Origin of the sequence: Streptomyces avidinii, assembly GCF_045161815.1 — a bacterium.
GTDB lineage: Bacteria > Actinomycetota > Actinomycetes > Streptomycetales > Streptomycetaceae > Streptomyces > Streptomyces avidinii.
Genome location: NZ_CP108863.1, coordinates 5989329 through 6012311, shown reverse-complemented (window position 1 = coordinate 6012311; position 22983 = coordinate 5989329). Strand labels below are relative to the sequence as shown.

Annotated in this window: 23 protein-coding genes and 1 other RNA gene; 9 read left to right on the top strand and 15 right to left on the bottom strand. The window is 73.8% G+C overall.

What is annotated here, in order from left to right; genetic code table 11:
- Positions 1-2: 2 nt before the first annotated feature.
- Positions 3-806, bottom strand: coding sequence for a peroxide stress protein YaaA (gene yaaA / locus OG373_RS27070; protein ID WP_405440869.1), 804 nt, complete (start codon positions 804-806; stop codon positions 3-5).
- A gap of 144 nt (positions 807-950) precedes the next feature.
- Between yaaA and OG373_RS27065 the strand changes: the two genes are divergently transcribed.
- A complete protein-coding gene (locus tag OG373_RS27065; protein ID WP_405440867.1) occupies positions 951-2393 on the top strand; it encodes an RNB domain-containing ribonuclease in 1443 nt (480 codons plus the stop codon).
- A 6-nt stretch (positions 2394-2399) separates the two neighbouring features.
- Here the strand turns inward: OG373_RS27065 and OG373_RS27060 are convergent, their stop codons facing one another.
- Entirely contained in the window at positions 2400-3236 is an 837-nt protein-coding gene (locus OG373_RS27060) for a hypothetical protein (RefSeq protein ID WP_405440866.1), read from the bottom strand.
- On the bottom strand, positions 3233-3967 hold the full coding sequence (locus OG373_RS27055; protein ID WP_405440864.1) for a MerR family transcriptional regulator: 735 nt from the start codon (positions 3965-3967) through the stop codon (positions 3233-3235). Before OG373_RS27055 ends, OG373_RS27060 begins: the two co-directional genes overlap by 4 nt.
- A gap of 77 nt (positions 3968-4044) precedes the next feature.
- On the opposite strand from OG373_RS27055, the gene rnpB reads away from it, so the two are divergent.
- Together rnpB and OG373_RS27045 are read left to right on the top strand one after the other, a co-directional pair.
- Positions 4045-4446, top strand: an RNA gene (rnpB, locus tag OG373_RS27050) — RNase P RNA component class A.
- Positions 4447-4612: 166 nt separating this feature from the next.
- The gene (locus tag OG373_RS27045) at positions 4613-4960 is read left to right on the top strand and encodes a hypothetical protein (RefSeq protein WP_397728494.1); all 348 of its coding nucleotides are present in this window, start codon (positions 4613-4615) and stop codon (positions 4958-4960) included.
- Between the two features lie 94 nt (positions 4961-5054).
- Here the strand turns inward: OG373_RS27045 and OG373_RS27040 are convergent, their stop codons facing one another.
- The 3 genes from OG373_RS27040 to OG373_RS27030 are packed head-to-tail and all read right to left on the bottom strand — an operon-like array spanning position 5055 to position 7980.
- On the bottom strand, positions 5055-6380 hold the full coding sequence (locus tag OG373_RS27040) for a bifunctional RNase H/acid phosphatase (protein WP_405440863.1): 1326 nt from the start codon (positions 6378-6380) through the stop codon (positions 5055-5057).
- Entirely contained in the window at positions 6380-7123 is a 744-nt protein-coding gene (locus OG373_RS27035) for a zinc ribbon domain-containing protein (protein WP_405444217.1), read from the bottom strand. The genes OG373_RS27040 and OG373_RS27035 overlap by 1 nt, the downstream gene beginning before the upstream one ends.
- Complete coding sequence (locus tag OG373_RS27030; RefSeq protein ID WP_397728498.1) at positions 7120-7980, bottom strand: Nif3-like dinuclear metal center hexameric protein; 861 nt, start codon at positions 7978-7980, stop codon at positions 7120-7122. Before OG373_RS27030 ends, OG373_RS27035 begins: the two co-directional genes overlap by 4 nt.
- A 356-nt stretch (positions 7981-8336) precedes the next feature.
- Here OG373_RS27030 and OG373_RS27025 point away from each other — a divergent pair, with 356 nt between their 5' ends.
- The gene (locus tag OG373_RS27025) at positions 8337-9413 is read left to right on the top strand and encodes a hypothetical protein (RefSeq protein WP_405440861.1); all 1077 of its coding nucleotides are present in this window, start codon (positions 8337-8339) and stop codon (positions 9411-9413) included.
- A 24-nt stretch (positions 9414-9437) separates the two neighbouring features.
- Here the strand turns inward: OG373_RS27025 and OG373_RS27020 are convergent, their stop codons facing one another.
- The 3 genes from OG373_RS27020 to OG373_RS27010 all read right to left on the bottom strand — a co-directional run bounded on the left by OG373_RS27020 (position 9438) and on the right by OG373_RS27010 (position 12437).
- Positions 9438-10379, bottom strand: coding sequence for a 3-oxoacyl-ACP reductase (locus OG373_RS27020; RefSeq protein ID WP_405440860.1), 942 nt, complete (start codon positions 10377-10379; stop codon positions 9438-9440).
- Between the two features lie 54 nt (positions 10380-10433).
- Entirely contained in the window at positions 10434-11510 is a 1077-nt protein-coding gene (locus tag OG373_RS27015) for a Zn-dependent alcohol dehydrogenase (protein WP_405440858.1), read from the bottom strand.
- A gap of 72 nt (positions 11511-11582) precedes the next feature.
- Entirely contained in the window at positions 11583-12437 is an 855-nt protein-coding gene (locus OG373_RS27010) for a MaoC/PaaZ C-terminal domain-containing protein (protein ID WP_397728507.1), read from the bottom strand.
- A 285-nt stretch (positions 12438-12722) separates the two neighbouring features.
- Here OG373_RS27010 and OG373_RS27005 point away from each other — a divergent pair, with 285 nt between their 5' ends.
- From OG373_RS27005 to OG373_RS26995, 3 genes are all read left to right on the top strand, one after another.
- Positions 12723-13076, top strand: coding sequence for a DNA-binding response regulator (locus OG373_RS27005; protein ID WP_397729018.1), 354 nt, complete (start codon positions 12723-12725; stop codon positions 13074-13076).
- A gap of 176 nt (positions 13077-13252) precedes the next feature.
- Positions 13253-13807 (top strand): RNA polymerase sigma factor, encoded by a 555-nt coding sequence (locus tag OG373_RS27000; protein WP_405440856.1) that lies wholly within the window; start codon positions 13253-13255, stop codon positions 13805-13807.
- Positions 13794-14081: a hypothetical protein gene (locus tag OG373_RS26995; RefSeq protein ID WP_405440855.1), complete on the top strand. Its 288-nt coding sequence runs from the start codon at positions 13794-13796 to the stop codon at positions 14079-14081. Before OG373_RS27000 ends, OG373_RS26995 begins: the two co-directional genes overlap by 14 nt.
- 53 nt (positions 14082-14134) lie before the next feature.
- Here OG373_RS26995 and OG373_RS26990 read toward each other — a convergent pair whose 3' ends face one another.
- The 6 genes from OG373_RS26990 to OG373_RS26965 form a co-directional block, all read right to left on the bottom strand.
- Positions 14135-14650 (bottom strand): hypothetical protein, encoded by a 516-nt coding sequence (locus OG373_RS26990; RefSeq protein ID WP_405440854.1) that lies wholly within the window; start codon positions 14648-14650, stop codon positions 14135-14137.
- A gap of 45 nt (positions 14651-14695) precedes the next feature.
- The gene (locus OG373_RS26985) at positions 14696-15910 is read right to left on the bottom strand and encodes a lipid-transfer protein (protein WP_405440852.1); all 1215 of its coding nucleotides are present in this window, start codon (positions 15908-15910) and stop codon (positions 14696-14698) included.
- A gap of 15 nt (positions 15911-15925) precedes the next feature.
- Positions 15926-18058 (bottom strand): acyl-CoA dehydrogenase, encoded by a 2133-nt coding sequence (locus tag OG373_RS26980; RefSeq protein WP_405440850.1) that lies wholly within the window; start codon positions 18056-18058, stop codon positions 15926-15928.
- A gap of 102 nt (positions 18059-18160) precedes the next feature.
- Positions 18161-19852 (bottom strand): serine/threonine-protein kinase, encoded by a 1692-nt coding sequence (locus tag OG373_RS26975; RefSeq protein ID WP_405440848.1) that lies wholly within the window; start codon positions 19850-19852, stop codon positions 18161-18163.
- Between the two features lie 36 nt (positions 19853-19888).
- On the bottom strand, positions 19889-20155 hold the full coding sequence (locus OG373_RS26970) for a DUF397 domain-containing protein (protein ID WP_405440846.1): 267 nt from the start codon (positions 20153-20155) through the stop codon (positions 19889-19891).
- Entirely contained in the window at positions 20115-20963 is an 849-nt protein-coding gene (locus OG373_RS26965) for a helix-turn-helix transcriptional regulator (protein WP_405440845.1), read from the bottom strand. The genes OG373_RS26970 and OG373_RS26965 overlap by 41 nt, the downstream gene beginning before the upstream one ends.
- Positions 20964-21169: 206 nt before the next feature.
- On the opposite strand from OG373_RS26965, the gene OG373_RS26960 reads away from it, so the two are divergent.
- Together OG373_RS26960 and OG373_RS26955 are read left to right on the top strand one after the other, a co-directional pair.
- A complete protein-coding gene (locus tag OG373_RS26960; protein WP_405440843.1) occupies positions 21170-21811 on the top strand; it encodes a class I SAM-dependent methyltransferase in 642 nt (213 codons plus the stop codon).
- 89 nt (positions 21812-21900) lie between these two features.
- Positions 21901-22899, top strand: coding sequence for an N-acetylmuramoyl-L-alanine amidase (locus OG373_RS26955; RefSeq protein WP_405440841.1), 999 nt, complete (start codon positions 21901-21903; stop codon positions 22897-22899).
- The last annotated feature ends 84 nt before the right edge of the window (positions 22900-22983 follow it).

The following is a 22983-nucleotide window of genomic DNA, read 5'->3' as shown; positions in this document are numbered from 1 at the left end:
CGTCAGTGGTGGATCTGCGTGACCACCACGTCGAGGGACCACGCCTTGCCCGCCTTCGCAGGGGCCTCGGCCTCGACCGTGTAGCCCAGGTCCCGCAGGGCCGTGACCAGTTCGGCGGGCGAAGCCGGAGCGGCCCCGGCCAGCAGCAGGTCCCGTACCAGCCGCCCCTTGGTCGCCTTGTTGAAGTGGCTCACCACCGACCGCTTCTCCACCCCGTCGACCATCTGCGAGTGCAGCACGCGGACGCTCGCGGTCCGCCCCGCCACCTCGCCCTTCGGCTTCCACGCGGCCCCGTACGCCGCCGACCGCAGGTCCAGCACCAGCCCGGCCCCGGCCGCCTCCGGCATGACCTCCGCCATCGGCCCCCGCCAGTACGCGCCGAGCGCACCCAGCCCGGGCAGCTTCACCCCCATCGAGCAGCGGTACGAGGGGATCGCGTCGGTGATCCGGACCGCGCCCCACAGCCCCGAGAAGACGAGCAGCGCGTCCTCCGCCAGGCCCCGCGCCGCCGCCGGCAGGTCGGCCGGGCCGAGTGCGTCGTAGAGCACGCCCGTGTAGATCTCGCCCGCCGGACGGGCGCCCGCCGTGCGCAGTTCCACGTTCTTGGCGACCTCGCCGCGCAGCCCCTCGCTCAGGCCCAGCACCTCGCGCGCCTTCGGTTCGTCCGCCGCGCACAGCTCGACCAGCTCCTCAAGCACCGCCGCACGGGCCGGGGCGAGACCGGGCAGCGACAGCGTCTCCGGCTTCAGGGGTGCGCCGGAGCCGCCGGCGGCCTTTCCTTCGGACGGCGGCAGCAGCACGAGCACGGTGGTTCTCCTTCGGTACGACATCGCAGGGGGTGCGGCCCCCGGGCCAGGGTAGACGTCCGCCGCCCCCGCCCGCCGCGCCGTCCGGGGCCGCGGGCCCCACTTCGCCGCGCCGTACACGCCCGCCGCCCCTACGCTCGACGCATGCCACGCCGTCAGATGCACATGACCGGCGCAGACGGGGCTGCTCTGCGGGCCGCGCTGCGTGAACTGCGGACGAAGCTGGAGGTGCCGGAGGCCTTCCCGGCGGCGGTCCTCGCGGAGGCCGAGCACGCGGCGGCGCACCCCCGGCTCCCGGACCTGGACAGCACCGACATCCCCTTCTTCACGATCGACCCGCCGGACTCCGTCGACCTCGACCAGGCCGTACACCTCGCGAAGCGCCCCGGCGGCGGCTACACGGTCCGCTACGCCATCGCCGACGTCGCCGCCTTCGTCACCCCGGGCGGACCGCTCGACACCGAGGCGCACCGCCGCGTGAGCACCCTCTACTTCCCCGACGGGAGGGTCCCGTTGCACCCGGCCGTCCTCTCCGAGGGCGCGGCCAGCCTGTTGCCCGACCAGGTCCGCCCGGCGCTGGTGTGGCGGTTCGACCTGGACCCCGACGCCCGGGTGGAGACCGTCGACGTCCGCCGCGCACTGATCCGCAGCCGGCACAGACTCGACTACGAGGGCGTCCAGAAGGCCATCGACACCGGCACGGCGGAGGAGCCGCTCGCCCTGCTGAAGGACATCGGCCGGCTCCGCGAGGCCCTGGAACAGGCCCGCGGCGGCATCTCCCTCAACGTGCCCGAGCAGGAGGTCGTCGAGCGCGACGGCAGGTACGCGCTGGCCTACCGCGCCCCGCTGCCCGCCGACGGCTGGAACGCGCAGATCTCCCTGATGACCGGCATGGCCGCGGCCGATCTGATGCTGGCCACCGGCACGGGCATCCTGCGCACCCTGCCCAGCGCCCCCGACGGCGCGGTCGGCAGGCTGCGGCGGACGGCGAAGGCCCTGCGGATCGACTGGCCGCACCACGTCCCGTACGCCGAACTCGTACGCTCCCTCGACCCGCACCGCCCCGCCCACGCCGCCTTCCTCCAGGAGTGCACGGCCCTGCTGCGCGGCGCCGGCTACACCGCGTTCACCGGCGGCGAGAGCCCCGACCCGGCGATCCATTCCGCGGTGGCGGCCCCGTACACGCACTGCACGGCGCCGCTGCGCCGCCTCGTCGACCGGTACGCCGGCGAGCTGTGCGTGGCGGCGGTGGCCGGAACCGAACCGCCGGACTGGGTGATGGCGGCGCTCCCCTCGCTCCCGGACGAGATGGCGCAGGGCACGCGGCTGGCGAACACGGTGGAGCGGGAGTCCGTGGACCTCGTCGAGGCGGCCGTGCTGAAGGACCGGGTCGGGGAGACCTTCGAGGCCACGGTCATCGACGTCAGGGATCGGGAACCGCTGGTGGGCACGGTCCACCTGGAGGACCCGGCGGTGGTCGGCCGCGTCGAGTCCACCGGGTCCGCCCTGCCGCTGGGCGACCGGATCCGGGTCCGGCTGGCGCAGGCCGACCCGGGCACGTCGAAGATCCTCTTCGCTCCGGTCTGAGACGGCCTACGAGGGGGTGGGCTGTCGGCGCAGGGCGGTGACCAGGGCGCGCGGGTCGTCGGCGTGGAAGCGGACGGTCCGTGCCTCGCCCGTGGCACCGAGCGGCCGGGTGAAGGGGAGCGGCCGGTTCAGCTCCACGGTGACGGAGGTCTGGCTGCCGACGATGAGGTCGAGCACCCCGTCCTCGGACAGCGTGACCAGCCGGCCCTCGGGGTAGCGGCGGTCCACCCGTACCGAGGCGACCGCGTCCGGCGGCACGACGAGGTCGAAGAGGGCCCCGTAGCGGATCCGCAGGGACCCGTCGGGGCGGACCACGTGCGGCCGGGTCACGCACGCGGCGTGCAGGGCGAGGACGAGCAGGATGCCGTAGACGTCCAGCACGAGCACCACCCGGTGCACCGCGGGCCAGGGGATGAGCACGGCCAGGGCGACCGTCTCGACCACCGACACGAACAGCAGCCCGTACATCATGGCCGTCTGCGGTCCCGTGTACGCGGCGGCGAGGTCCCCGGGGCGCACCCCGTGCCTCCCGCGCAGCGCCCACCGGGCGAGGGAGGCGATGGCGCGCAGCTCGTGCAGCACCAGCCGCCGCACCTGCACGGGGACCACGGCCCGGACCGCCGCGCGACCGGCGGCCCGCCGGTCGGCGCCGCGGGCCCGCTCGGCGGCGTACAGCCCGTACAGCACCCAAGCCTCCAGCAGCAGCACGCCGACGAGGAGCACCTCGGTGGCGGCGAGCGCCCACCCCGGCAGGCGCACCCCCGCCGCCAGGCACACCACGAGCGCCAGCTCCGCCGGTACGACGGCGGTGACGGCGATCCGCGCCGCCCGTATGCGGGTCATCCCCGCCCCCTCTCGATGAAGGCCTCCATGACGCGGCGGACGACCTCCGCCTGCGCCGGCGCGTACTCGGCGAGCAGCGCCTCCTTGAACCCGGCCACGACCGCCCCGTCGGCGGGGATCGCTGCGAACACCTCGTCCGGGACGGCCGCCACCAGCTGCGCCGCGAGGGGCCCGATCCGCGGGTCGTCCACGGGCGCGTCGGCGAGCTCGTCGAGCCGCTCGTACAGCGCGAGCACGGCCGGATCGGCGGCGAGCGGCCCGAGGGCGGCGTAGATCTCCTGGCCGCCCGCGCCCGCCGCGTCGAGGAGGATCAGGTGTTCGCGGTCCTTCGCCGCGGTCGGGGAATCGGTCGGGGGCGCCTTCGCCAACAGCTCGGCGAGCGCGGGCGAAAGCGGTTCGGCCTCTCCCGGCCCGGCGGCGAGCAGCACCGCGAGCCGCCGCCGGCGCTCCCGGATCTCGGCCTCCTGCCGGGCGAGGTCGGCGTCGAGTTCCGTGAGGACGTCGGCCAGTTCGCGGCCGGCGTCGTCCGCGAGGACGTCGCGCACCTCGTCGAGGCTGAGCCCGAGCTCGGTGAGCCGGCGTACGCGGGCCAGCAGGACGGCGTCACGGAGGCTGTAGGCCCGGTAGCCGTTGGGGCGCCGCTCCGGTTCCGGGAGCAGCCCGACATGGTGGTAGTGCCGGATCGCCCGGGTGGTGACCCCGACGACCGCGGCGATCTCTCCGATCCGCATGCGCCCAGTAGAAACCCTGCCGCTGCGTCAAGGTCAAGCGAGGCCGTCGCCACGGGTAACATGGTCGCCACGGCAGACGAGTCGGCCGGGCGGCCGCGTCGGGATCCTCGGATCCCGCCGAGGAACGTCCGGGCTCCACAGGGCAGGGTGGTGGGTAACGCCCACCCGGGGTGACCCGCGGGACAGTGCCACAGAAAACAGACCGCCAGGGGCTTCGGCCCCCGGTAAGGGTGAAACGGTGGTGTAAGAGACCACCAGCGCCTGAGGTGACTCAGGCGGCTAGGTAAACCCCACCCGGAGCAAGGTCAAGAGGATCCGTCCCCGGACGGGTCTGCGCGAACGCTTGAGGGCTGCCCGCCCGAGTTCGCGGGTAGACCGCACGAGGCCGGTGGCAACACCGGTCCTAGATGGATGGCCGTCTCCCCGGCGACCGCGAGGTCCCCGGGCGACAGAACCCGGCGTACAGGCCGGCTCGTCTGCCTTTTCCACTCGTTCGGGGGCGATTGGCTCCCGCCGCCCCGGCCCCGCCCGGCGGCGGCCCGGCCCGGGCTTTCCCGGCGATCGCGGCCGTCTGCCCCGACACCGGATCCGGCCGTCGGCGCGAACGCCCTTCGGCGGTCCGGCCGATGCGGCACTCTCAGCCACATGAGCGATCACCCTGCCCGCGCGGCCGCGGCTGCCGCGCACATACACGACCTCGCCGAAGCGACCACCGACCCCCGCAACGCCTACGCGAGCCCTGCCGAGATCACTGCCGTGACCGGGAGCCTGCGCGAACTCGCCCGGCATCTCGAAGACGCGCTGCGCCATCTGGAGGTCCACATCGGACGGCGTGACGACGGCGACTGGGCCGCCCGGGACGGAGAACGGCCCCGACCGTACGCGCGGCAGGCGGGCGGCGCCGTCCAGTCCGCCCAGGCCGAGGCGCGGAACATGGCCCGAGCCCTCGACCGGGCGGTGGAGGCCCTCGGTCACATCACGCCCGCGCCCTGACCCGACGCGGACGCGATGCGCGATCCGCATCGGCAATCCGCGATCCGCCCTCGCCGACGGGCTGCCGTCGGCGAGGGCCCGGCACCAGCGGGTCCTACCGCAGGTGCGACGTGTCGTTCAGCAGCCGGACCGAGGCGTTGCCGTCCGCGTAGTAGGCCACCGCCGACAGGGAGGCCGCCGACAGTTCCATGCGGAACAGTGCTTCCGGCGGGGCACCCAGGGCGAGGCGGACCAGGATCTTGACCGGGGTCACGTGGGTGACCAGCAGGACCGTGCGGCCCGCGTACGCGGACAGCAGGCGGTCACGGGTCGCCGAGATCCGGCGGGTGGCGGCCATGAAGCTCTCGCCGCCACCGGTGGGGGCCGCCTTCGGGGAGTCCAGCCACGCCTGGAGGTCGTCCGGGAAGCGCTCCTGCACCTCCGCGAAGGTCAGACCCTCCCACGCCCCGAAGTCCACCTCGCGCAGGCCCTCTTCGACCGTCACGGTGAGCCCGAGGCGGACCGCGACGGCCTGGGCGGTCTCCCGGCAGCGGCGCAGCGGGGAGCTGATGACCGTCTGGACGGTGCCGCGGGCCGCCAGCGCCTCGGCCACCGCGGCGGCCTGCCGCCGGCCCGCCGGGGACAGTTCGGGGTCGCTGCCGCCGCTGCCTGAGAAGCGCTTCTGCGGGGTGAGGGCGGTCTCGCCGTGCCGCAGCAGGACGAAGGTCGCGGGGGCGCCCAAGTCCGGGCCCCAGCCGGCCCCGGTCGTCACCGCCGGGGCCTCGGAGTCGAGGCAGGGCTCGATCGCGTCCGCCAGGGCCTCGGCGTCGGCGAACAGCGTGTCGGCGAGCTCCTGCGCCACCGCGGCCGTGGCACCGGAGGCGGCCGAGGCCGCGGCCAGGGCCGAGCGGACGGCCGCCGCGCCCGCGGCGGCGTCACCGGGCGGGCCCGACGGCGCCGGCGCAGTGGCCAGGGCGCGCGCCGCGCCGTGGTCGAGGGCGGCCGTGGAGGCCGACGGCTGCCACTGCTCGCCGCGCTTGCCCGCGTCCATCGCCTCGTTGGCGAGCCGGTCCGCGTGCTTGTTCCGCTCGCGCGGGATCCACTCGTACGTCACCTGCGCGCGCGGCAGGATCCGTGCGGCCTCGGCCGCGAGCGGCTTCATGTCCGGGTGCTTGATCTTCCAGCGGCCCGACATCTGCTCGACGACCAGCTTCGAGTCCATCCGGACCAGGACCTGTGCGTCGGACGCCAGGTCACGGGCGGCCGCGAGCCCGGCGATCAGGCCCTTGTACTCCGCCACGTTGTTCGTCGCGACGCCGATGTACTCGGCGCGCTCGGCCAGCGTCTCGCCCGTCGCCGGGTCGAGCACCACCGCGCCGTAGCCGGCGGGCCCGGGGTTGCCCCGGGACCCGCCGTCCGCCTCCACGACAAACCGCGGCATCAGATGCCCGAGTCGGCCGTACGGACCAGGATGCGGCCGCAGTTCTCGTGACGGACGACCTGGTCGCGGGCAGCGGCCTTGATCTCGTTGACCTCGGCCATGTCCAGCTCCAGCCGGCAGCCCTCGCAGCGGCGCTGGTAGAGGCGCGCGGCGCCGACCCCGCCCTGCTTGACGCGGATCTTCTCGTACAGCGCCATCAGGTCGGCCGGCATGGACGCGACGATGACCTCGCGGTCCTTGGTGACCTTGGCGGCCTCGGTGTCGATCTCGGTGGTGGCCGCGTCCCGGCGCGCGGTCGCGTCCGCGACCTTGGCCTCCAGGGCGGAGACGCGCTCGGTGAGCCCGGTGACGCGCTCCTGCGCACCCTCCAGGCGCTCCATGACCTCCAGGACCACGTCCTCCAGGTCACCCTGGCGCTTGGCGAGGGAGACGACCTCGCTCTGCAGGTTCGCCAGGTCCCGGGCCGAGATGCCCACGCCCGAGTCGAGCCGCTGCTGGTCGCGGACGGCGCGCTGGCGCACCTGGTCCACGTCCTGCTCCGCCTTGGTCTGCTCGCGCGCGGTGTCGCTCGCCTGGGTCTGGGCGGCGACGAGCAGGTCGCGCTGCTGCGCCAGGTCCTTGGTCAGCGAGTCGAGCTCGGCGTGCTCGGGCAGCGACTTGAGCTTGTGGGCGAGCTGAGACAGCCGGACGTCCAGCGCCTGGACGTCGAGAAGTCGGATCTGGTCGGCGGGCTCGGCGTTCAGTTGGGGGCTCCAGAGATAGAAGGGGGTGTGACGGACGGCGCGTGGGCCGTCCACGGGTCGGTGACCGTGCGCGAGACGTGGGTGCGCAGACCCCAGCCGTGGCGCTCGGAGATGGCGTCGAGCTGCGCGGCGGCCTGTTCGCACCAGGGCCACTCGGTGGCCCAGTGGGCGGCGTCGACGAGAGCGAGCGGGCGGCTCTGCTCGCGGGCCTCGGACACCGGGTGGTGGCGCAGGTCGGCGGTCAGGAAGACGTCCACACCGGCGGCGCGGACCTGCTCGAAGAGGCTGTCTCCGGAGCCGCCGCTGACGGCGACGCGGCGGACCGGCATGTCCGGGTCACCGGCCACGCGGATGCCCTGGGCGGTCGGCGGCAGCCAGGCCGCGGCGCGCGCGGCGAACTCGCGCAGGGTCTCGGGGTGGTCCAGTTCGCAGATCCGGCCGAGGCCGCGGCGGCCCTCGGGGTCGCTGGGGTCGGGCACGAGCGGCCCGGTGATCCGCAGGTCCAGGGCGCCGGCGAGGGCGTCGGAGACTCCGGGGGCGGCGGTGTCGGCGTTGGTGTGGGCGACGTGCAGCGCGATGTCGTTCTTGATCAGCGTGTGCACGACGCGGCCCTTGAAGGTGCCGGCCTCGACGGTGGTGGTGCCCCGCAGGTAGAGGGGGTGGTGGGTGATGATCAGGTCGGCCCCCAGCTTGACCGCCTCGTCGGCGATCTCCTGGACGGGGTCCACGGCGAACAGGACCCGGCTGACCTCGGCGTCCGGGTCGCCGCAGACGGTTCCGACGGCATCCCACTGCTCGGCCCGCGAGGGGGGCCAGAGAGCGTCCAGCGCGGCGATGACTTCAGAGAGACGGGGCACGGGCCAAGGCTACCGTCCGGGGCGACCGTCCCGGTCAGCCCCGTCCGGCCCCTTCTCCCGCCACCTGCCCGGGAAGCCGCGCAGGTCGCCCGGTATCCGGTAGGCGGCGATCACGGCGGGCCCGGGTACCGGGTCCCGTCCGGTACGTCCTCGGCCCGGCCCTGCCGCACGGCCTCCGGGCCCTGCCACGGCGGGTGGCCTCGGCCGATTCCCGCCCGGTCCTGTCCGCCGCAGCACAACCGCCTCGTTCGCCACGCACGAATCGCCGAGCGGACACCCGTATGTGTGAAGCGGTGTTGGTGGTGTTGTTCGCCAGGTTGCCCGAAAACTAGCTTCCACCCCGGAGGTGACCACGGATGACTGTCTGTGCCATCGAAATGACGACCACGGCCGCGTTCACCATCGCCGCCGACGGGTCGTACGCCGCCCGGCTGGCCGGGGCGGGCGAGTCGCTCTACGCGGAGCGCTGGACCCTGGCCGGGCCCGAGGCGTACGCGGTACCGCTGCCGCTCGCGCAGCCCGAGGAGGCGGACAGCGAGGTGCTGCCGCTGGCCGACGGACGGGTCCTGATCCACCGGCGGGTGGCCGAGCGGCACGCCTTCGCGCTGCTGTACCCGACGGGCGCCGCGAGCGGCCCGCGCACCGGGGAGCTCCAACTGGGCGGGGTGGAGGCGCAGGACGGCGTACGGGTGCGCCTGCTGCCGCCGTCCCCGGACGGCTCCTGTGCCTTCGCCCTGGCCGCGGAGGACACCGTGACCACGGTCTGGCAGGTGGCCGGGGCTCCCTTCGGCCCGACGCCCGTCGCCCGGATCGCGGGACGCTGCTCGGGTGGCGTCTGGCTGGACCGGGCGGGCCGGCTGCTGGCCCTGGACCGCGAGCTGGACGGCACCACCAAGGCCGTCGCCGTCGACCTGGCGCTGGGCGAGGTCTCCCCGCTGCTGCAGATCACCGAGGACAGCGACGACCTGTTGCTGCTGGCCGACCCGGACAGCGGGCTGCTGCTGATCCGCTCCGACGCACCGGGCGAAGCACGCCTCGGCTGGGGGGTGCTGGGCAGCTCCCTGCCCGTCCGCTTCCCGGAGTGCCTGGCCCGTCTGGGCGACGCCCGCCCGTTCGCGGTCCAGCCCGGCCAGGCCCTGATGCCGGAGACCTGCGGGGTGGCGCTGCGGCTGCCCGGGGGCGACGTGGGCCTGTGGCGCCCCGCCGACCGGCATGCCTTCCGGACCGGCGCCCCGGCCGGGTGGCTCGGCGGCAGCGGCCTGTGGAGCCCGCAGGGCAGCCTGCACCTCCCGTACGCGACCCCCGAGGTGTCCTGCGGGATGGCCAGCATGAACCTGCCGGCCGCCCCTCCCCCGCCGGTGGTCCTCGATCCGCCCGCGGCGACCGTCCCCCGCCCGGTCCCGCTCCAGCAGGCACCGCTGGCCGGACGGTAGGACGGGACCGCTCGGCGGGGACGCCTAGGCGTGCTTGAGGCCCAGTACCTCGGTCGCGGCGAAGGTCTCGTTCGCCGGGCGGGACGCGTAGTGCGGGGTGAGCAGCTCGTCGAGCTCCTCGTAGGAGAAGGATTCCTTGGCCGTGTCGAACTTGGCGGCCACCTTCGGGCGTTCCATGACGACCACGATCCCGCCGTGCACGACGAACAGCTGGCCGTTGGCCCCGGCCGAGGCGGGCGAGGCCAGGTACCCGACGAGCGGGGAGACGTGCTCGGGGGCGAGGGCGTCCAGCTTGCCGTCCTCCGGCACCTCGAAACCGGCGAAGACGTCCTCGGTCATCCGGGTGCGGGCACGCGGGCAGATGGCATTGGCCGTCACCCCGTACTTGGCGAGCGCGAGCGCGGTCGAGGTGGTCAGGCCCACGATGCCGCCCTTGGCCGCCGCGTAGTTGGGCTGGCCGGCCGAGCCGCCGAGGAAGGCCTCGGAGGAGGTGTTGACGATCCGGCCGTAGACGGGTCCGCCCGCCGCCTTGGACCGCTCGCGCCAGTTCACGGAAGCGAAGTGGGTGGTGTTGAAGTGGCCCTTGAGGTGGACCCGGATCACCGAATCCCACTCCTCCTCCGACATCGAGAAGACCATCCGGTCGCGCAGGATGCCCGCGTTGTTGACCAGGATGTCCAGCTTCCCGAAGCTGGACACCGCCAGGTCGACCAGCTCCCGCGCCTGCTCGAAGTCGGCCACGTCGCCCAGGTGCGCCACCGCCCGGCCGCCCGCGGCACGGATCTCCTCGGCGACCTCCTCCGCCGGGGCGGCCGAGGCCTCCCCGGAGCCGTCCCGGCCCGGCTGGCCGAAGTCGTTGACGACCACGCTCGCGCCGAGCCGCGCGAGCTCGATCGCCTCGGCCCGGCCGAGCCCGCGGCCCGCGCCCGTGACGATGGCGGAGAGCCCCTCAAGTGGGAGTGACATCCGTAGCGTTCCTTTCGCAGTTCTCGGAGCGGGTCGGTGGTGACTGGTCGGCGGTCAGAGCTCGATGCAGGTGCGCAGGGCCACGCCCGTACGCATCTGGTCGAGCGCGTCGTTGATCTCGGCGAGCTGCACCCGGTGCGTGATCAGGCTCGCCAGGTCCACCCGGCCGGCCCGCCACAGCGCGATGGTGCGCTCGTAGGAGCGGAGCACGTCCCCGCCGCCGTACATCGACGGCAGGATCTTCTTCTCGTCGAAGAAGAGCGAGAACATGTCGATCTGGAAGTTGTCGTCCAGCGCGCCCGCGCCGACGATGACCACGCTGCCGCCGCGGCGGGTCATCCTGTACGCCGTCTGCGCGGTGGCGGACTTGCCGACGACCTCGAAGACGTAGTCGAAGCCCTCGCCGCCCGTGATCCGGTTCTTGGCGTCGTCGAAGGCCTCCGGTCCCACGGCCTCGGTGGCCCCGAACCTCAGGGCCGCCTCGCGCCGCGACTCGACCGGGTCGACGGCGATGACCTGGGCCGCGCCCTGGACCTTGGCGCCCTGGATGACGGAGATGCCGACGCCGCCGCAGCCGATGACGGCGACCGAGGAGCCGGCCTCCACCTTGGCCGTGTTGATGGCCGCGCCGAGGCCCGTGGTGACCCCGCAGCCGATGAGCGCGGCGATGTCGAAGGGCACGTCGTCGGGGATCGGGACGGCACACGCGGCGTCGACCACGAGCTCCTCGGCGAAGGTGCCGGTCGCGGCGAAGCCGAAGATGTCCCCGCCCGCGCGGCGGAAGTTGGGGGTGCCCGCGTTGACCAGGCTCGCCAGGCACAGGTGGCCCTGGCCGCGCTTGCAGGACGGACAGTGGCCGCACGGCGGCAGCCAGCAGACGAGGACCCGGTCGCCCTGCTTGAGGGTGGTGACCCCGTCACCGACGTCGGCGATCACCCCGGAGCCCTCGTGGCCCGGGACGAAGGGGGCGGGCTGCGGCAGGACACCGCTCATCGCGGAGAGGTCCGAGTGGCACAGGCCGGTGGCCTTGACCCGGATCCTCACCTTGCCGGGGCCGAGGCCCACGGCCTCCATGTCGTCGACGACCTCCAGCTTGTCCTGGCCGATCTCGCTCTGCAGTGCTGCGCGCACGGTGCGGCTCCTTGGGTCTCGTACGGTCTGTGCTCGTTCTCGGCGCTCGGTGCTCGGTGCTCGTTCGCGTGCCTACGCGTGTTCGACGACGGTGTCGGCGAGGACCGGCGCGTCCTCCCGTTCGACGGCGGTCACCGACACCAGGACGCGGCCGGGCTCCTGCCACATCCGGATGCGCAGCGTCTCGCCCGGGAAGACGATCCCGGCGAAGCGCGTGCGGTAGGCACGGACCCGGGAGACGTCCCCGCCCAGGACCGTGTCCACGACGGCCTTGAGGGTCATCCCGTACGAGCACAGGCCGTGCAGGATCGGCCGGTCGAAGCCGGCCGTCTTGGCGAACTCCGGGTCGGCGTGCAGCGGGTTCCAGTCGCCGGAGAGCCGGTAGAGCAGCGCCTGCTCCTCGCGGATGTGCCGCTCCTCGACGCGGTCGGGGGCGCGCTCGGGCAGTTCCTCCTTGGCGGAGGGGCCGCGCTCGCCGCCGAACCCGCCCTCTCCCCGTACGAAGATCTGCGCGTCGCTGGTCCACAGCGGCCCGTCGGCGTCGGCCACCTCGGTGCGCAGGACGACGACGGCGGCCTTGCCCTTGTCGTAGAGGGCCGCGACCCTGGCGGTGGAGGTGGCACTGCCCTTGACGGGGATGGGCCGGTGCAGCTCGATGGACTGGCCGCCGTGCAGGACGTCGGCGAGGTTGATCTCGATCCCGGGTGCGGCGAGGCCGCCCATCATGGCCATCCCGGCGCCGGCGACGGTCGCGAAGCTGGGCAGGACGTGGAGCTTGGATTCGAGGGTGTAGCGCAGCTCGTCCGGGTCGGTGGCCGGCCGGCCCGCGCCGAGGCCGAGGTGGTAGAGCTGGATGTCCTTGTGGTCCCAGCCGATGTCCCCGTGGCGGGGGTCGGCGGCGAGGGCCTTGGCGGCATCGATCGGCATGGGGATGCTGCTCCCTGTCGTTGGAGAACCGGGGCCGTGGAAGTGCCGGGAAGAGCTGTGGAGGAGCTGTGGAAGACCTCGGTGCGGCCGTCCGCACCGTCGGCCGCACCGAGGTCGCATGCGGGGGCCGGTTCTAGAACGCGTTCTAGCCCCGACCGGTGAGGGAATGTATAACGCACACCCCCGCACTTGGGAAGACTCTTGACTTCACGTCAGATCCGCTGCGTGCGGGGCGTGTTGCCTGCCCGTCGGGGGCCTGGGCCATACCCTGCCCGCGTGGACGAAATGCCTGTTGATCACCGCGCGGCCCGCGCCCTGCGCGTCCTGCTGGAGCCGCCGAATCCGGCCCTGGCGCTCCAGCTCGGCCTCCAGCCGGACATCGAGGTCGTACGGGACCCGATGGCCCGGCCCGCGGTGGCCCTCGTGGAGGAACTCGCGGCCGTGACCGCCCTGCTGGCCGACGACCCGGAGTGCCGGGTACTGGTCCTCACCGGCTCGGCCCACCCCGGCCTGGCGGAAGCCGCCCTCGCCGCGGGCGCCGCGGGACTGGTCCTGCGCGACGGCCGCGTCGAGGAGCTGGCGGACTCCATCCGCCGCGCGTCCATGGGCGAAACCGTGGTGGACCCGGCCCTGGGGTGAACCCCTTGGGATCAGGGTGAATCCTTTTGCGGGGCCCGTGCCTCTTATGCATGTGCCGACGCCGAGTGCGGCACCTGACCCGGAGGTTCTCATGATCGCTGTCGTTGCCGGCGCCGTCGCCGTTCTGCTGCTCTGCACCTGCACCGTCGTCGTGCTGCGCCGTCGGGGCCGCTCCCGTGGCTGAGTCGACCTGGCCCGCCGAGCCGCTGATCCTCGCCGCGCAGGGCGGGGACCTCGAATCGCTGACCGCGCTGGTCTGCGGCTCGCACCCGAACGTACGGAAGTTCGCGTACTCGCTGTGCGCCTCGCCCGAGGACGCCGAGGACGCGGCCCAGGAAGCGCTGATCATCCTCTACCGCAGGATCGGGATGCTGCGCGCGTCCGGCGCCCTGGCCTCGTGGATGTTCCGCATCGTCCGCAACGAGTGCCTGCGCCGCACCCGGCTGGTCCCGCGCGAGCGCGCCCCGCTGCAGGACACGGCCGTGCGGTCGGCCGAGGACGAGGTGCTGCAACGCATGGAGGCGGCCCGGGTGGCGCGGGCGATCTCCGCCCTCCCCGAGGACCAGCGGCGCGTGCTGATCATGCGGGACATCCAGGGCTACAGCGGGCGGATGGCCGCCGACGCCCTCGGGCTCAGCACCGCCGCGATGAAGTCGCGGCTGCACCGGGCCCGCGCGGCCCTCCAGGACTCCCTGCTCGGCGCCCCCGGAGGCAACGATGAAGACCGCTGACGGCCCCGACTTCGCGAGCTCCACCCTGCCCCGGCACCTGGCCCGCGGCGCGGTCGGCCTCGGCAGCCTGATCGGCGCCTTCGCGCTCCTGCCGCTCTACGGCCCGATCACCCTGGCCCTCGCCCCGGTCGGCCTGGTGGCCCTGCGCGGCTGCCCGATGTGCTGGGCGATCGGCCTGGCCCAGACCCTCTCCCGCGGCCGGCTGCAACGGGAGTGCACCGAGAACGGCAGCTGCACACTGCGGACAGCCGGCCCCGGACCCGCCGCCCGCTGAGGGCGTGCAGGCCGGGGCGGGGCGGGGGCGCCGGGGCGGGGCGAGGCGGGGCGCTACGAACCGTCGCCGGCGCGGGCGTGCGCGAAGGCGGCGAGGAGGCCGCTCTCGCCCGGCGCGGTGAAGAGCCGCTTGGGCAGCGCCACGAGACACGTCCGGCGGTGCGAACGCCCCACGAACACGTGCAGCCGGGGCGTCTCGTGGTAGTAGCGCATCTCGTCCCACACGATCCGCTGCGCCTCCCCGCCGCGGAGCACCTCGATGCCCGCGCCGTCCACCACGACCCGCTTCTCCTCGGCGGCCCTGCCCGTACGGAAGCCCCGGGCCACCGCCCACCGCGGCAGGACCACCAGCACGAGGAGGCCGTACGCCGCCGCGATCCCGAGGACGGCGGGCCGCACGCTCAGGCCTTCGGAGGACAGCGTCACGCCCGCCGCGGCGAGGAAGACCGTGCTGAGGGCAGCCACCGCCCGGCCCCTGCGGAACAGCCCCGCCGCCCGGGCGGCCTCGTCGTACTCGTCCCTGGTCAGGCTGCCGGTGGCGCTGAAGGACGCCTCGCGCATCTCACTCACGGGGGCGGAGCCTAACGCCCCGCACCCGCGACCGAAAGTGCTTTCCTATCCCCGCCGCAGGAGGGTCACGACGGCCGCGCCGCCGAGGCCGATGTTGTGGGCGAGGCCGGTACGGGCGCCCTCGACCTGCCGCGCCCCCGCCTCGCCCCGCAGCTGCCAGACCAGCTCCGCCGCCTGCGCCAGCCCCGTCGCCCCGAGCGGATGCCCCTTCGAGATCAGCCCGCCCGACGGATTGACCACCCACCGCCCGCCGTACGTGGTCGCGCCCGACTCCACCAGCTTCCCGGCGGCGCCGTCCGCGCACATGCCCAGCGCCTCGTACGTCAGCAGCTCGTTGATCGAGAAGCAGTCGTGCAGCTCCACCACGTCCACGTCCTCGATGCCGAGCCCGGACGCCTCGTACGCCTGCCGCGCCGCCGCCGCCGTCATCGGCTTGCCCACCACGTCGATGCACGAGCCCGACGCGAAGGAGGCCTCCGTGTCCGTCGTCATCGCCTGGCCGACGATCTCCACCGCCTTGTCGTGCAGCCCGTGCCGCACCACGAACCGCTCCGACACCACCAGCGCGGCCGCCGCGCCGTCCGAGGTCGGCGAGCACTGGAGCTTCGTGAGCGGCGCGTGGATCTCCTTCGCCGCCAGGATCTCCTCCACCGAGTACACGTCCTGGAACTGCGCGTTCGGGTTGTTCGCCGAGTGCCGGTGGTTCTTCGCGCCCACCATCGCGAGCTGCGCGGCCGTGGTCCCGTAGCGCTCCATGTGCTCCCGCGCCGCGTTGCCGAAGATCTGCGCCGTGGGCGGGGACATCTCGAAGCCGTGGCCCGCGGCCATGATCCCGTAGTGGCGGGCCACCGGCGAGGTCGTGCCGAAGTTCTCAGCGGCTCCGCCGCGGGCACCGCCGTCGGCGCCCCCGCCCAGCGCACCGCGCTTCATCTTCTCGAAGCCCAGCGCCAGCACGCAGTCGCTGATCCCGCCCGCCACGAACTGCCGCGCCATCATCAGCGCCGTCGAGCCCGTCGCGCAGTTGTTGTTGACGTTGTAGACCGGCACCCCGCTCAGCCCCAGCTCGTACGCCGCCCGCTGGCCGGCGGTGGAGGCCTGGAAGCAGTAGCCCACCGGGACCTGCTCGACGAGCCCGTAGTCCACGCCCGCGTCCGCGAGCGCCGCCGTCCCGGCCTCCTTCGCCATGTCCCAGTACTGCCAGTCCCGCGACTCCGGCTTCTCGAACTTCGTCATGCCGACGCCCACGATGTACGACTTCATGCCCCTGGTGTCCCTTCAGTCCCTCGGGAGGCCGAGAATCCGCTCGGCGACGACATTGAGCTGGACCTGTGTGGTGCCCCCGGCGATCGTCAGGCAGCGGGACATGAGCATCCCGTGCACCGCCCGCTCCCCCGCCCCCTCCCGCACCGCGCCCGCCGGTCCCAGCAGTTCGAGCGCGAGCTCGGCGGTCCGCTGCTGGTGCGGGGTCTGGACGAGCTTGCGCACGGAGGCGCCCGCGCCCGGCTCCAGCCCCGACACCTGCTGGAGCGTGGTGCGCAGCCCGATGCAGGCCAGGGCGTGCGCCTCGGCGGCCAGCGCGCCGATCCGCCTGCGGTAGGTGCCGTCGAGCTCGGCGGCGTGTGCGAGGAGCGCCTCCAGGCCGGTGTCGAAGGTCATCTGGTCGGCCATGTGGACGCGTTCGTTGCCGAGGGTGTTGCGGGCCACCCTCCACCCGCCGTCCGCGGCGCCGACCAGCGCGTCCGCCGGGAGTTCCACGTCGTCGAAGTACACCTCGTTGAAGAGGGCCTCGCCGGTGATCTCCTTCAGCGGCCGGATGTCGATGCCGGGGGTGTTCTTCATGTCGACGACGAAGTAGCCGAGCCCCTTGTGCTTGGGCACGTCCGGGTCGGTACGGGCGAGCAGGATCCCGTAGTCGGCGCTGTGCGCGGAACTCGTCCACACCTTCTGCCCGTTGACCCTCCAGGAGCCGTCCTCCCGCCGCTCCGCCCGGGTCCGCAGCGAGGCCAGGTCGGAGCCCGCGCCGGGCTCCGAGAAGAGCTGGCACCAGGTGATGTCCCCGCGCAGGGTCGCCGGTACGTAGGACTCCCGCTGCGCCTGCGTCCCGTAGGCGATCAGCGAGGGCACCACCCAGGTGGCGATCCCCAGGTCGGCGACCTTCACCCCGGCCGCGGCCAGCTCCTGCTGGACGACGAGCTGCTCGACGGGCCCCGCGCCGAGCCCGTACGGGGGCGGCAGGTACGGGGCGGCGTAGCCCGTGGGGGCCAGGATCCGGCGGGCGGCCGCCGGGTCGAGCCCGCGCGCGTCCGCGACGGCGGTACGGGCCCTCGCACGGTACGCCTCGGCCTGCGCGGGGAGTTCCAGGCGCAGCTCGCGCCGCGCACCGGCCGCCGCGCACCGCACGGCCCGGACCCGGTGCCCGTCGCCGGGCCCCAGCAGCTGGCGGGCGACGAGCGCCCGCCGCAGGTAGATGTGGGCGTCGTGCTCCCAGGTGAAGCCGATGCCGCCGAGGATCTGGATGCAGTCCTTGGCGCAGGAGTAGGCGGCGTCCAGGGCGGTCCCGGCGGCGAGGGCGGCGACCAGCGAGCGCACCTCGGCGGGTTCGTCCATGGCCTGTGCCGCGTCCCAGGCCAGCGCCCGGGCCTGTTCCAGCCGGACCAGCATGTCGGCGCACAGGTGCTTGACGCCCTGGAACTGCCCGATGGGCCGGCCGAACTGCTCGCGCACCTTCGCGTACGCGGCGGCCGTGTGCAGGGCCCAGGCCGCGGTGCCGCAGGCGTCGGCGGCGAACAGCGTGCAGGCCAGGTCCCGGACCAGCGCCGCGTCCAGTTCCAGCAGCCGGTCCGGGGCGGTGGCGACCCCGCGCGCCCGCACCTCGGCGGTGGGGCGGGTCGGGTCGGCGCTCTCGTGCGTACGGATGTCCAGCGCGCCGGCGTCCACGGCGAACCAGCACGTGCCGTGCGCGGCCTCGGCGGCGAGCAGCACCAGGTCGGCCCCGCCCGCGCCGAGCACGGGCGGGGCGATCCCGTCGAGCAGGTACCCGCCGCCCTCGACGGCCACGGCGGTCAGCGTCCCGGGCCCGAGCGCGACCGCCCCGACCCGCCCCGCGAGGGGCTCGACCCCGGCCCGCTCCAGCAGTACGGAGGCCAGGGCGCTCGGCAGGTACGCCCCGGGCAGCGCGGCCCGGGCCGCCTCCTCGACGACCACGGCCAGGTCGAGCAGGGTCCCGCCGTCCAGGTGCGGCTCCAGCAGCCCCTGCTCGATCATGGCGTCCCAGTACGCGGGCCGCGCCCCGGTCTGCGGCGGGGTGTCGAGCAGCTTGCGGACCTCCTCGGGAGGCACGGCCCGCGCGACCCAGCCGCGCACCGCCTCGGCCAACTCCCGCTGCTCCTGCGTGATTCCGATGCCCATGCGCGGCAGACTAGAACACGTTCCAATCTGACGGAAGGTCAGATGAGCGTGTTCTTCGCTCGCCCGCCGACGCGGCGGCCCGGCCTCGCGCCCGCCGCCCGGTCAGCGCCGTTCGGCGGCCTTCAGCGCGGCCCGGGCCACGTCCTTCGCCTTCGCCTCGCAGGCACCCTTGCTGTACGGCTTCGCCCGCAGGCCCACCCAGGCGGAGAGATTGCCCTCACGCACGGCGAGGACGCAGGTCCATTCGGCACCGGCGGGTCCCCAGTAGGCCTCGGTGCCGAATCCGAGGCGGGGCGCCGGCCGCTGACCGGCCGCCTCCGACAGGAAACGCTGCTTCTGCGTGGCCGCGTTGGCATCCGCGTCCCCACCGAGGCTCAGGTCCCACCGGACCAGGACGGTCGGCGACGCGGCGGTACCGCTACCCCCGTTGCAGCTCGACTGCGCGCCCTCGGCCGTCTCGAACCAGGTGTCCTTGGTGGACGGCTCCAACTCCAGCGGCAGGTCCCGGCGCGCCACCTGACAGCTCGGGACGGCCGCGTAGGCGATGGCAGACGTGACCCGGTCCCGTACGTACAGGGCGACCCCGGTACCGGCCACGAGGAGGACACCGGCCACCACCAGGGCCGCGAGCCGGCGCGGACCGCGCCACGGACTCCGGGAAGCCCCGCCCGGCCCGGTGGGCGGCCCCGCCGGACGCGGAGGGACGGGCTCCGGCGCGTCCCGCGTCGGCGCCGCGACCGGATCCCCCTCCACCTCGGGGGCACGCGCGGGTACGGGCATCGGCTCGGTCCCGTCCGCCGGCTCCGGAGCGGTCGGCTCCGGAGCGGTCGGCTCCGGAGCGGCCGGCTCCGGAGCGGCCGGCTCCGGGGCGGCCGGCTCCGCCTCACCGGCCGGATCGTCCGAGAACAGCCGGTCGATGTCCGCCCGTTGCGCGGCCAGCATCCGGTACACGGCGGGCGGCCACTGCCGACCGGCGGGAGCGACCGGTCCGAGGAGTTCGAGCAGCTGCGCCGGGGTCGGCCGGGCGGCCGGGTCCTTGGCCAGGCACCGCTCCACGATCCCGCGCAGCCCGGCCGGCACCGCGCTCAGGTCGGGCGCGGAGTGCACCACGTCGTAGAGCGTCCGGAGGGTCGAGGTCCCGGCGAAGGGGCTGCTGCCCGTCACCGCCATGACCAGCACGGAACCGAGCGAGAACACATCGCTCGCCGGCGTCAGCGGCTTGCTCTCGGCCTGCTCGGGCGACATGAAGGCGGGCGACCCGATCACCCACCCGGTGCGCGTCAGCCCGGTGTCGCCGTCGGACTCCCCCTCGGTCGCCCGCGCGATCCCCAGGTCGATGACGCGCACCCCGTCCTCTGTGAGGAGCACGTTGTCGGGCTTGAGGTCCCGATGGATCAGCCCCGCCCGGTGGATCTCCACGAGCGCCGACGCCAACCCCGCCGCGAGCCGGTGGACGACGGAGCCGTCCAGCACCCCGTCCGACTTGACCACGGCCCCGAGCGAGGGCCCGGCCACGAACACCGAGGCGAGCCAGGGCGTCGGCGCGTCCGGGTCGGCGTCCATCACGGCCGCCGTATAGGCACCGGAGACCTTGCGCGAGGCCGCCACCTCACGGCGGAACCGGGCCCGGAAGCCCTCGTCGTCGGCGAAGTGCGCGAGCACCTGCTTGACGGCCACGAGCCGCCCGTCGGGCCCGGCACACAGCAGCACCCGCCCCATCCCGCCCCGGCCGAGCACACCGGCCACCTTGAACGGCCCCACATGCGTCGGACCGGCCGGTCCCACGTGCTCCATATCCCCCCGACTCCCTCCCCCTCGGCAGGGAGCGGATCATACAGAGACGGACCTCACGAAAGCCTCGAACGCCGCGGGGCGGACGGCGAAAACGGGACCCTCGGGGTTCTTGGAGTCCCGGACGGCGACGAGGCAGGGCTGAGCGGCGACCTCGACGCAATCACCGCCGGTGTCCCCGCTGTACGAGGACTTGAGCCAGCCGGTGTCACCGAGCGGCGCGCACTCGACGCACTCGCCGCCCGTGTCCCCGCTGTACGAGGACTTACGCCACTGCGCGCCCGTCAGGTTCCGGATGGTGTCCATAACGCTCCTCCATTACGCGGGCGATCCGTGCCACCGAGTCCTCCAGGGACAGGGCGGCTGCCTGCAAATGATCGTATCGGAGCGAACCCTCCCTGAGAGCTTGCGGATTGGCCGTCATATGACCCTGCACGAAGTCCTCGGTATAGACGATGTCGGGGTCGTCCTCGAACCGCAGAAGGTTGAACGAGCCCATCACCCCGGCATGGGCGCCCGCCTCGAACGGCAGGATCTGCACCTTCACCCACTCCCTCCTCTGCAGCTCCAACAAGTGAGCGAGCTGGTTCCGCATGACCTCGCGGCCACCGACCTCCTGGTGCAGCACACCTTCACCCATCACCACCCACATCAGTGGCGGGTCTTCGCGGTCGAGGATCCGCTGCCGCTCCATCCGGGCGGCCACCTTCGCGTCGAGGTCCCCCTCGGTCCGCACGCCGAGCACGGCCCGCGCGTAGGCGGGCGTCTGCAGCAGCCCGTAGACCAACTGCGCCTGGAAGGTCGAGATGTACGAGGCCCGGGCCTCCATCTCCGCGTAGGGCTGGAACCACGTCGGCAGCTGGCACCGCAACACCAGCCCCACCAGTCGCGAGAACACCCCGCCGGTGTTCAGCGCCGCGTCCACCCGCTCGGAGAAATCCCGGGTCGGGACCCGCTTCGTCGTCTCGATCTGGCCGATCAGGGAGCCCGTACAGAAGATGATCTCGCCCAACTGCGCCTGTTTCAGCCCGGCCTGCTCCCTGAGGCGCCGCAGTTCGTAACCGTAGTAGTCCAGCGGCGAGGCGCTGGGATCGAGCTCGCGGATCTTGACCATGAGGCGGTCACCCCCAAGTTCACGCTGTGCGTTCGGCGTTCGTTTCGCCCTGTCGCCGAGCGTAATCAGCCGGGTGCGCTCCGGTACTCCGAACAGGGCAAGCGGTCCCGGTCGGTCGGAAAGCGACGCACCCCACCCCGGCCGTAGCGTCCTACCAGCGGGTAAGGCACCATGGGCCGCCACACACGATCACCGCCGGAGGAACCATGGCCACCCCCAAGCCGGAGACCCTCGCCGCCTTCGAGGCCGCCAAGGGGTTCATGCCCGTACGGGAGGGTCTCGCCCTGCACGAGGCGGCCGCCGCGGCCGGGGAGCTCGGGCTGCCGCTGCTGGAGGTCGGGACGTACTGCGGCCGCTCCACCATCCTGCTCGCCGACGCGGCCCGCGAGGCCGGCGTGGCCGCGATCACCGTCGACCACCACCGGGGCAGCGAGGAGCAGCAGCCGGGCTGGGAGTACCACGACCCGACGGTCGTGGACCCGGAGATCGGGCTGATGGACACGCTGCCGACCTTCCGCCGGACCCTCCACCGGGCCGGGCTGGAGGACCACGTGATCGCGATCGTCGGCCGTTCCCCGCAGGTCGCGGCCACCTGGGGCGGCAGGCTCGGCTTCGTCTTCATCGACGGCGGCCACACCGACGAGCACGCGAGCGGCGACTACGAGGGCTGGGCCCCGCACGTCGCGGTGGGCGGCACGCTCGTCATCCACGACGTCTTCCCGGACCCGGCCGACGGCGGCCAGGCCCCGTACCGGATCTACCTGCGCGCCCTGGCGTCCGGCGCCTTCGAGGAGATCTCCGTCACCGACTCGCTGCGCGTGCTGCGCCGCACGGGCCCGGGTATCTGAGCCGACGAGCGGCAGGCCGACAATCACACCACGCCCCCGGATGGCTCAGGGTCCGGCCGGGCGACCGCGCAGCGGTCTAGCATCGCCGCGTGCGCAATGACGACAGCCCCCCGCCCCCCGAGTCCGGATCCTCCGTCAACCCGGACCGGCCCTGGTTCACCCGACGCTCGACGCTCGTCGTCGGGGTGGCCGCACTCGCGCCGGCCGCTCTGGCGGGCTGGGTACTGACCCAGGCGTTCGCCGGGTCGGGGACGGACGGGGCCCGCCCGGCGCCGCAGCCCGCCTCCCACTCGACCCTGTCGCCGGGCCATCGGGACGCGAAGCCCGGCTCCACGCCGAGCACGAGCGCAAGCGCCGGTGCGAGCCCCGGTGCCGGTGCGAGCACCCCGGCCGCAGCGCCCGCACCCGCCAAGGGGCCGCTCACCGGCAAGACCGTGGTCGTCGACCCCGGCCACAACGCCGGCAACTTCAGCCACACCGACGAGATCGACCAGCAGGTCGACATCGGCACGGCCCGCAAGGAGTGCGACACCACCGGCACCACCACCAACGCCGGCTACAAGGAGGCGGACTTCACCCTCGACGTCTCCCGGCGCCTGCGGACCGCTCTGGAGGCCCAGGGCGCCAAGGTGGTCCTCACCCACCAGGCCGACCGCCCGTGGGGCCCCTGCATCACCGAGCGCGCCCGCATCGGCAACGAGGCGAAGGCCGACGCCGTCGTCTCCGTCCACGCAGACGGGGTCTCGGCGGGCAACCGCGGCTTCCACGTCATTCTTCCGGCCAAGGTCAAGGGCGGTGCCGCCGACACCGCGAAGATCGTCGGGCCGTCCCGGGAACTCGGCGAGCGGATCGCCGGGAACTTCGCCCGGACCACCGGCTCCGCCCCCGCCAACTACCTCGGCAGCGGCACCGGCTTGGTGGTCCGCGACGATCTCGGCGGACTGAACCTGTCAACTCAGCCCAAGGTGTTCATCGAATGCGGCAACATGCGTGACGCCAAGGACGCGGCGCAATTGACGAGTCCGGAGTGGCGGCAGAAGGCGGCCCAGGGCATCGCGGACGGCATCGTCGGCTTCCTGGGCGGGTAGTCCTCCTCGGGGAGCCCGGCGGGACCACCCGCCGACCCGATCATCTCGGCCGCCGGAAACCTCCGTACCATGGTGCCGCCCGCC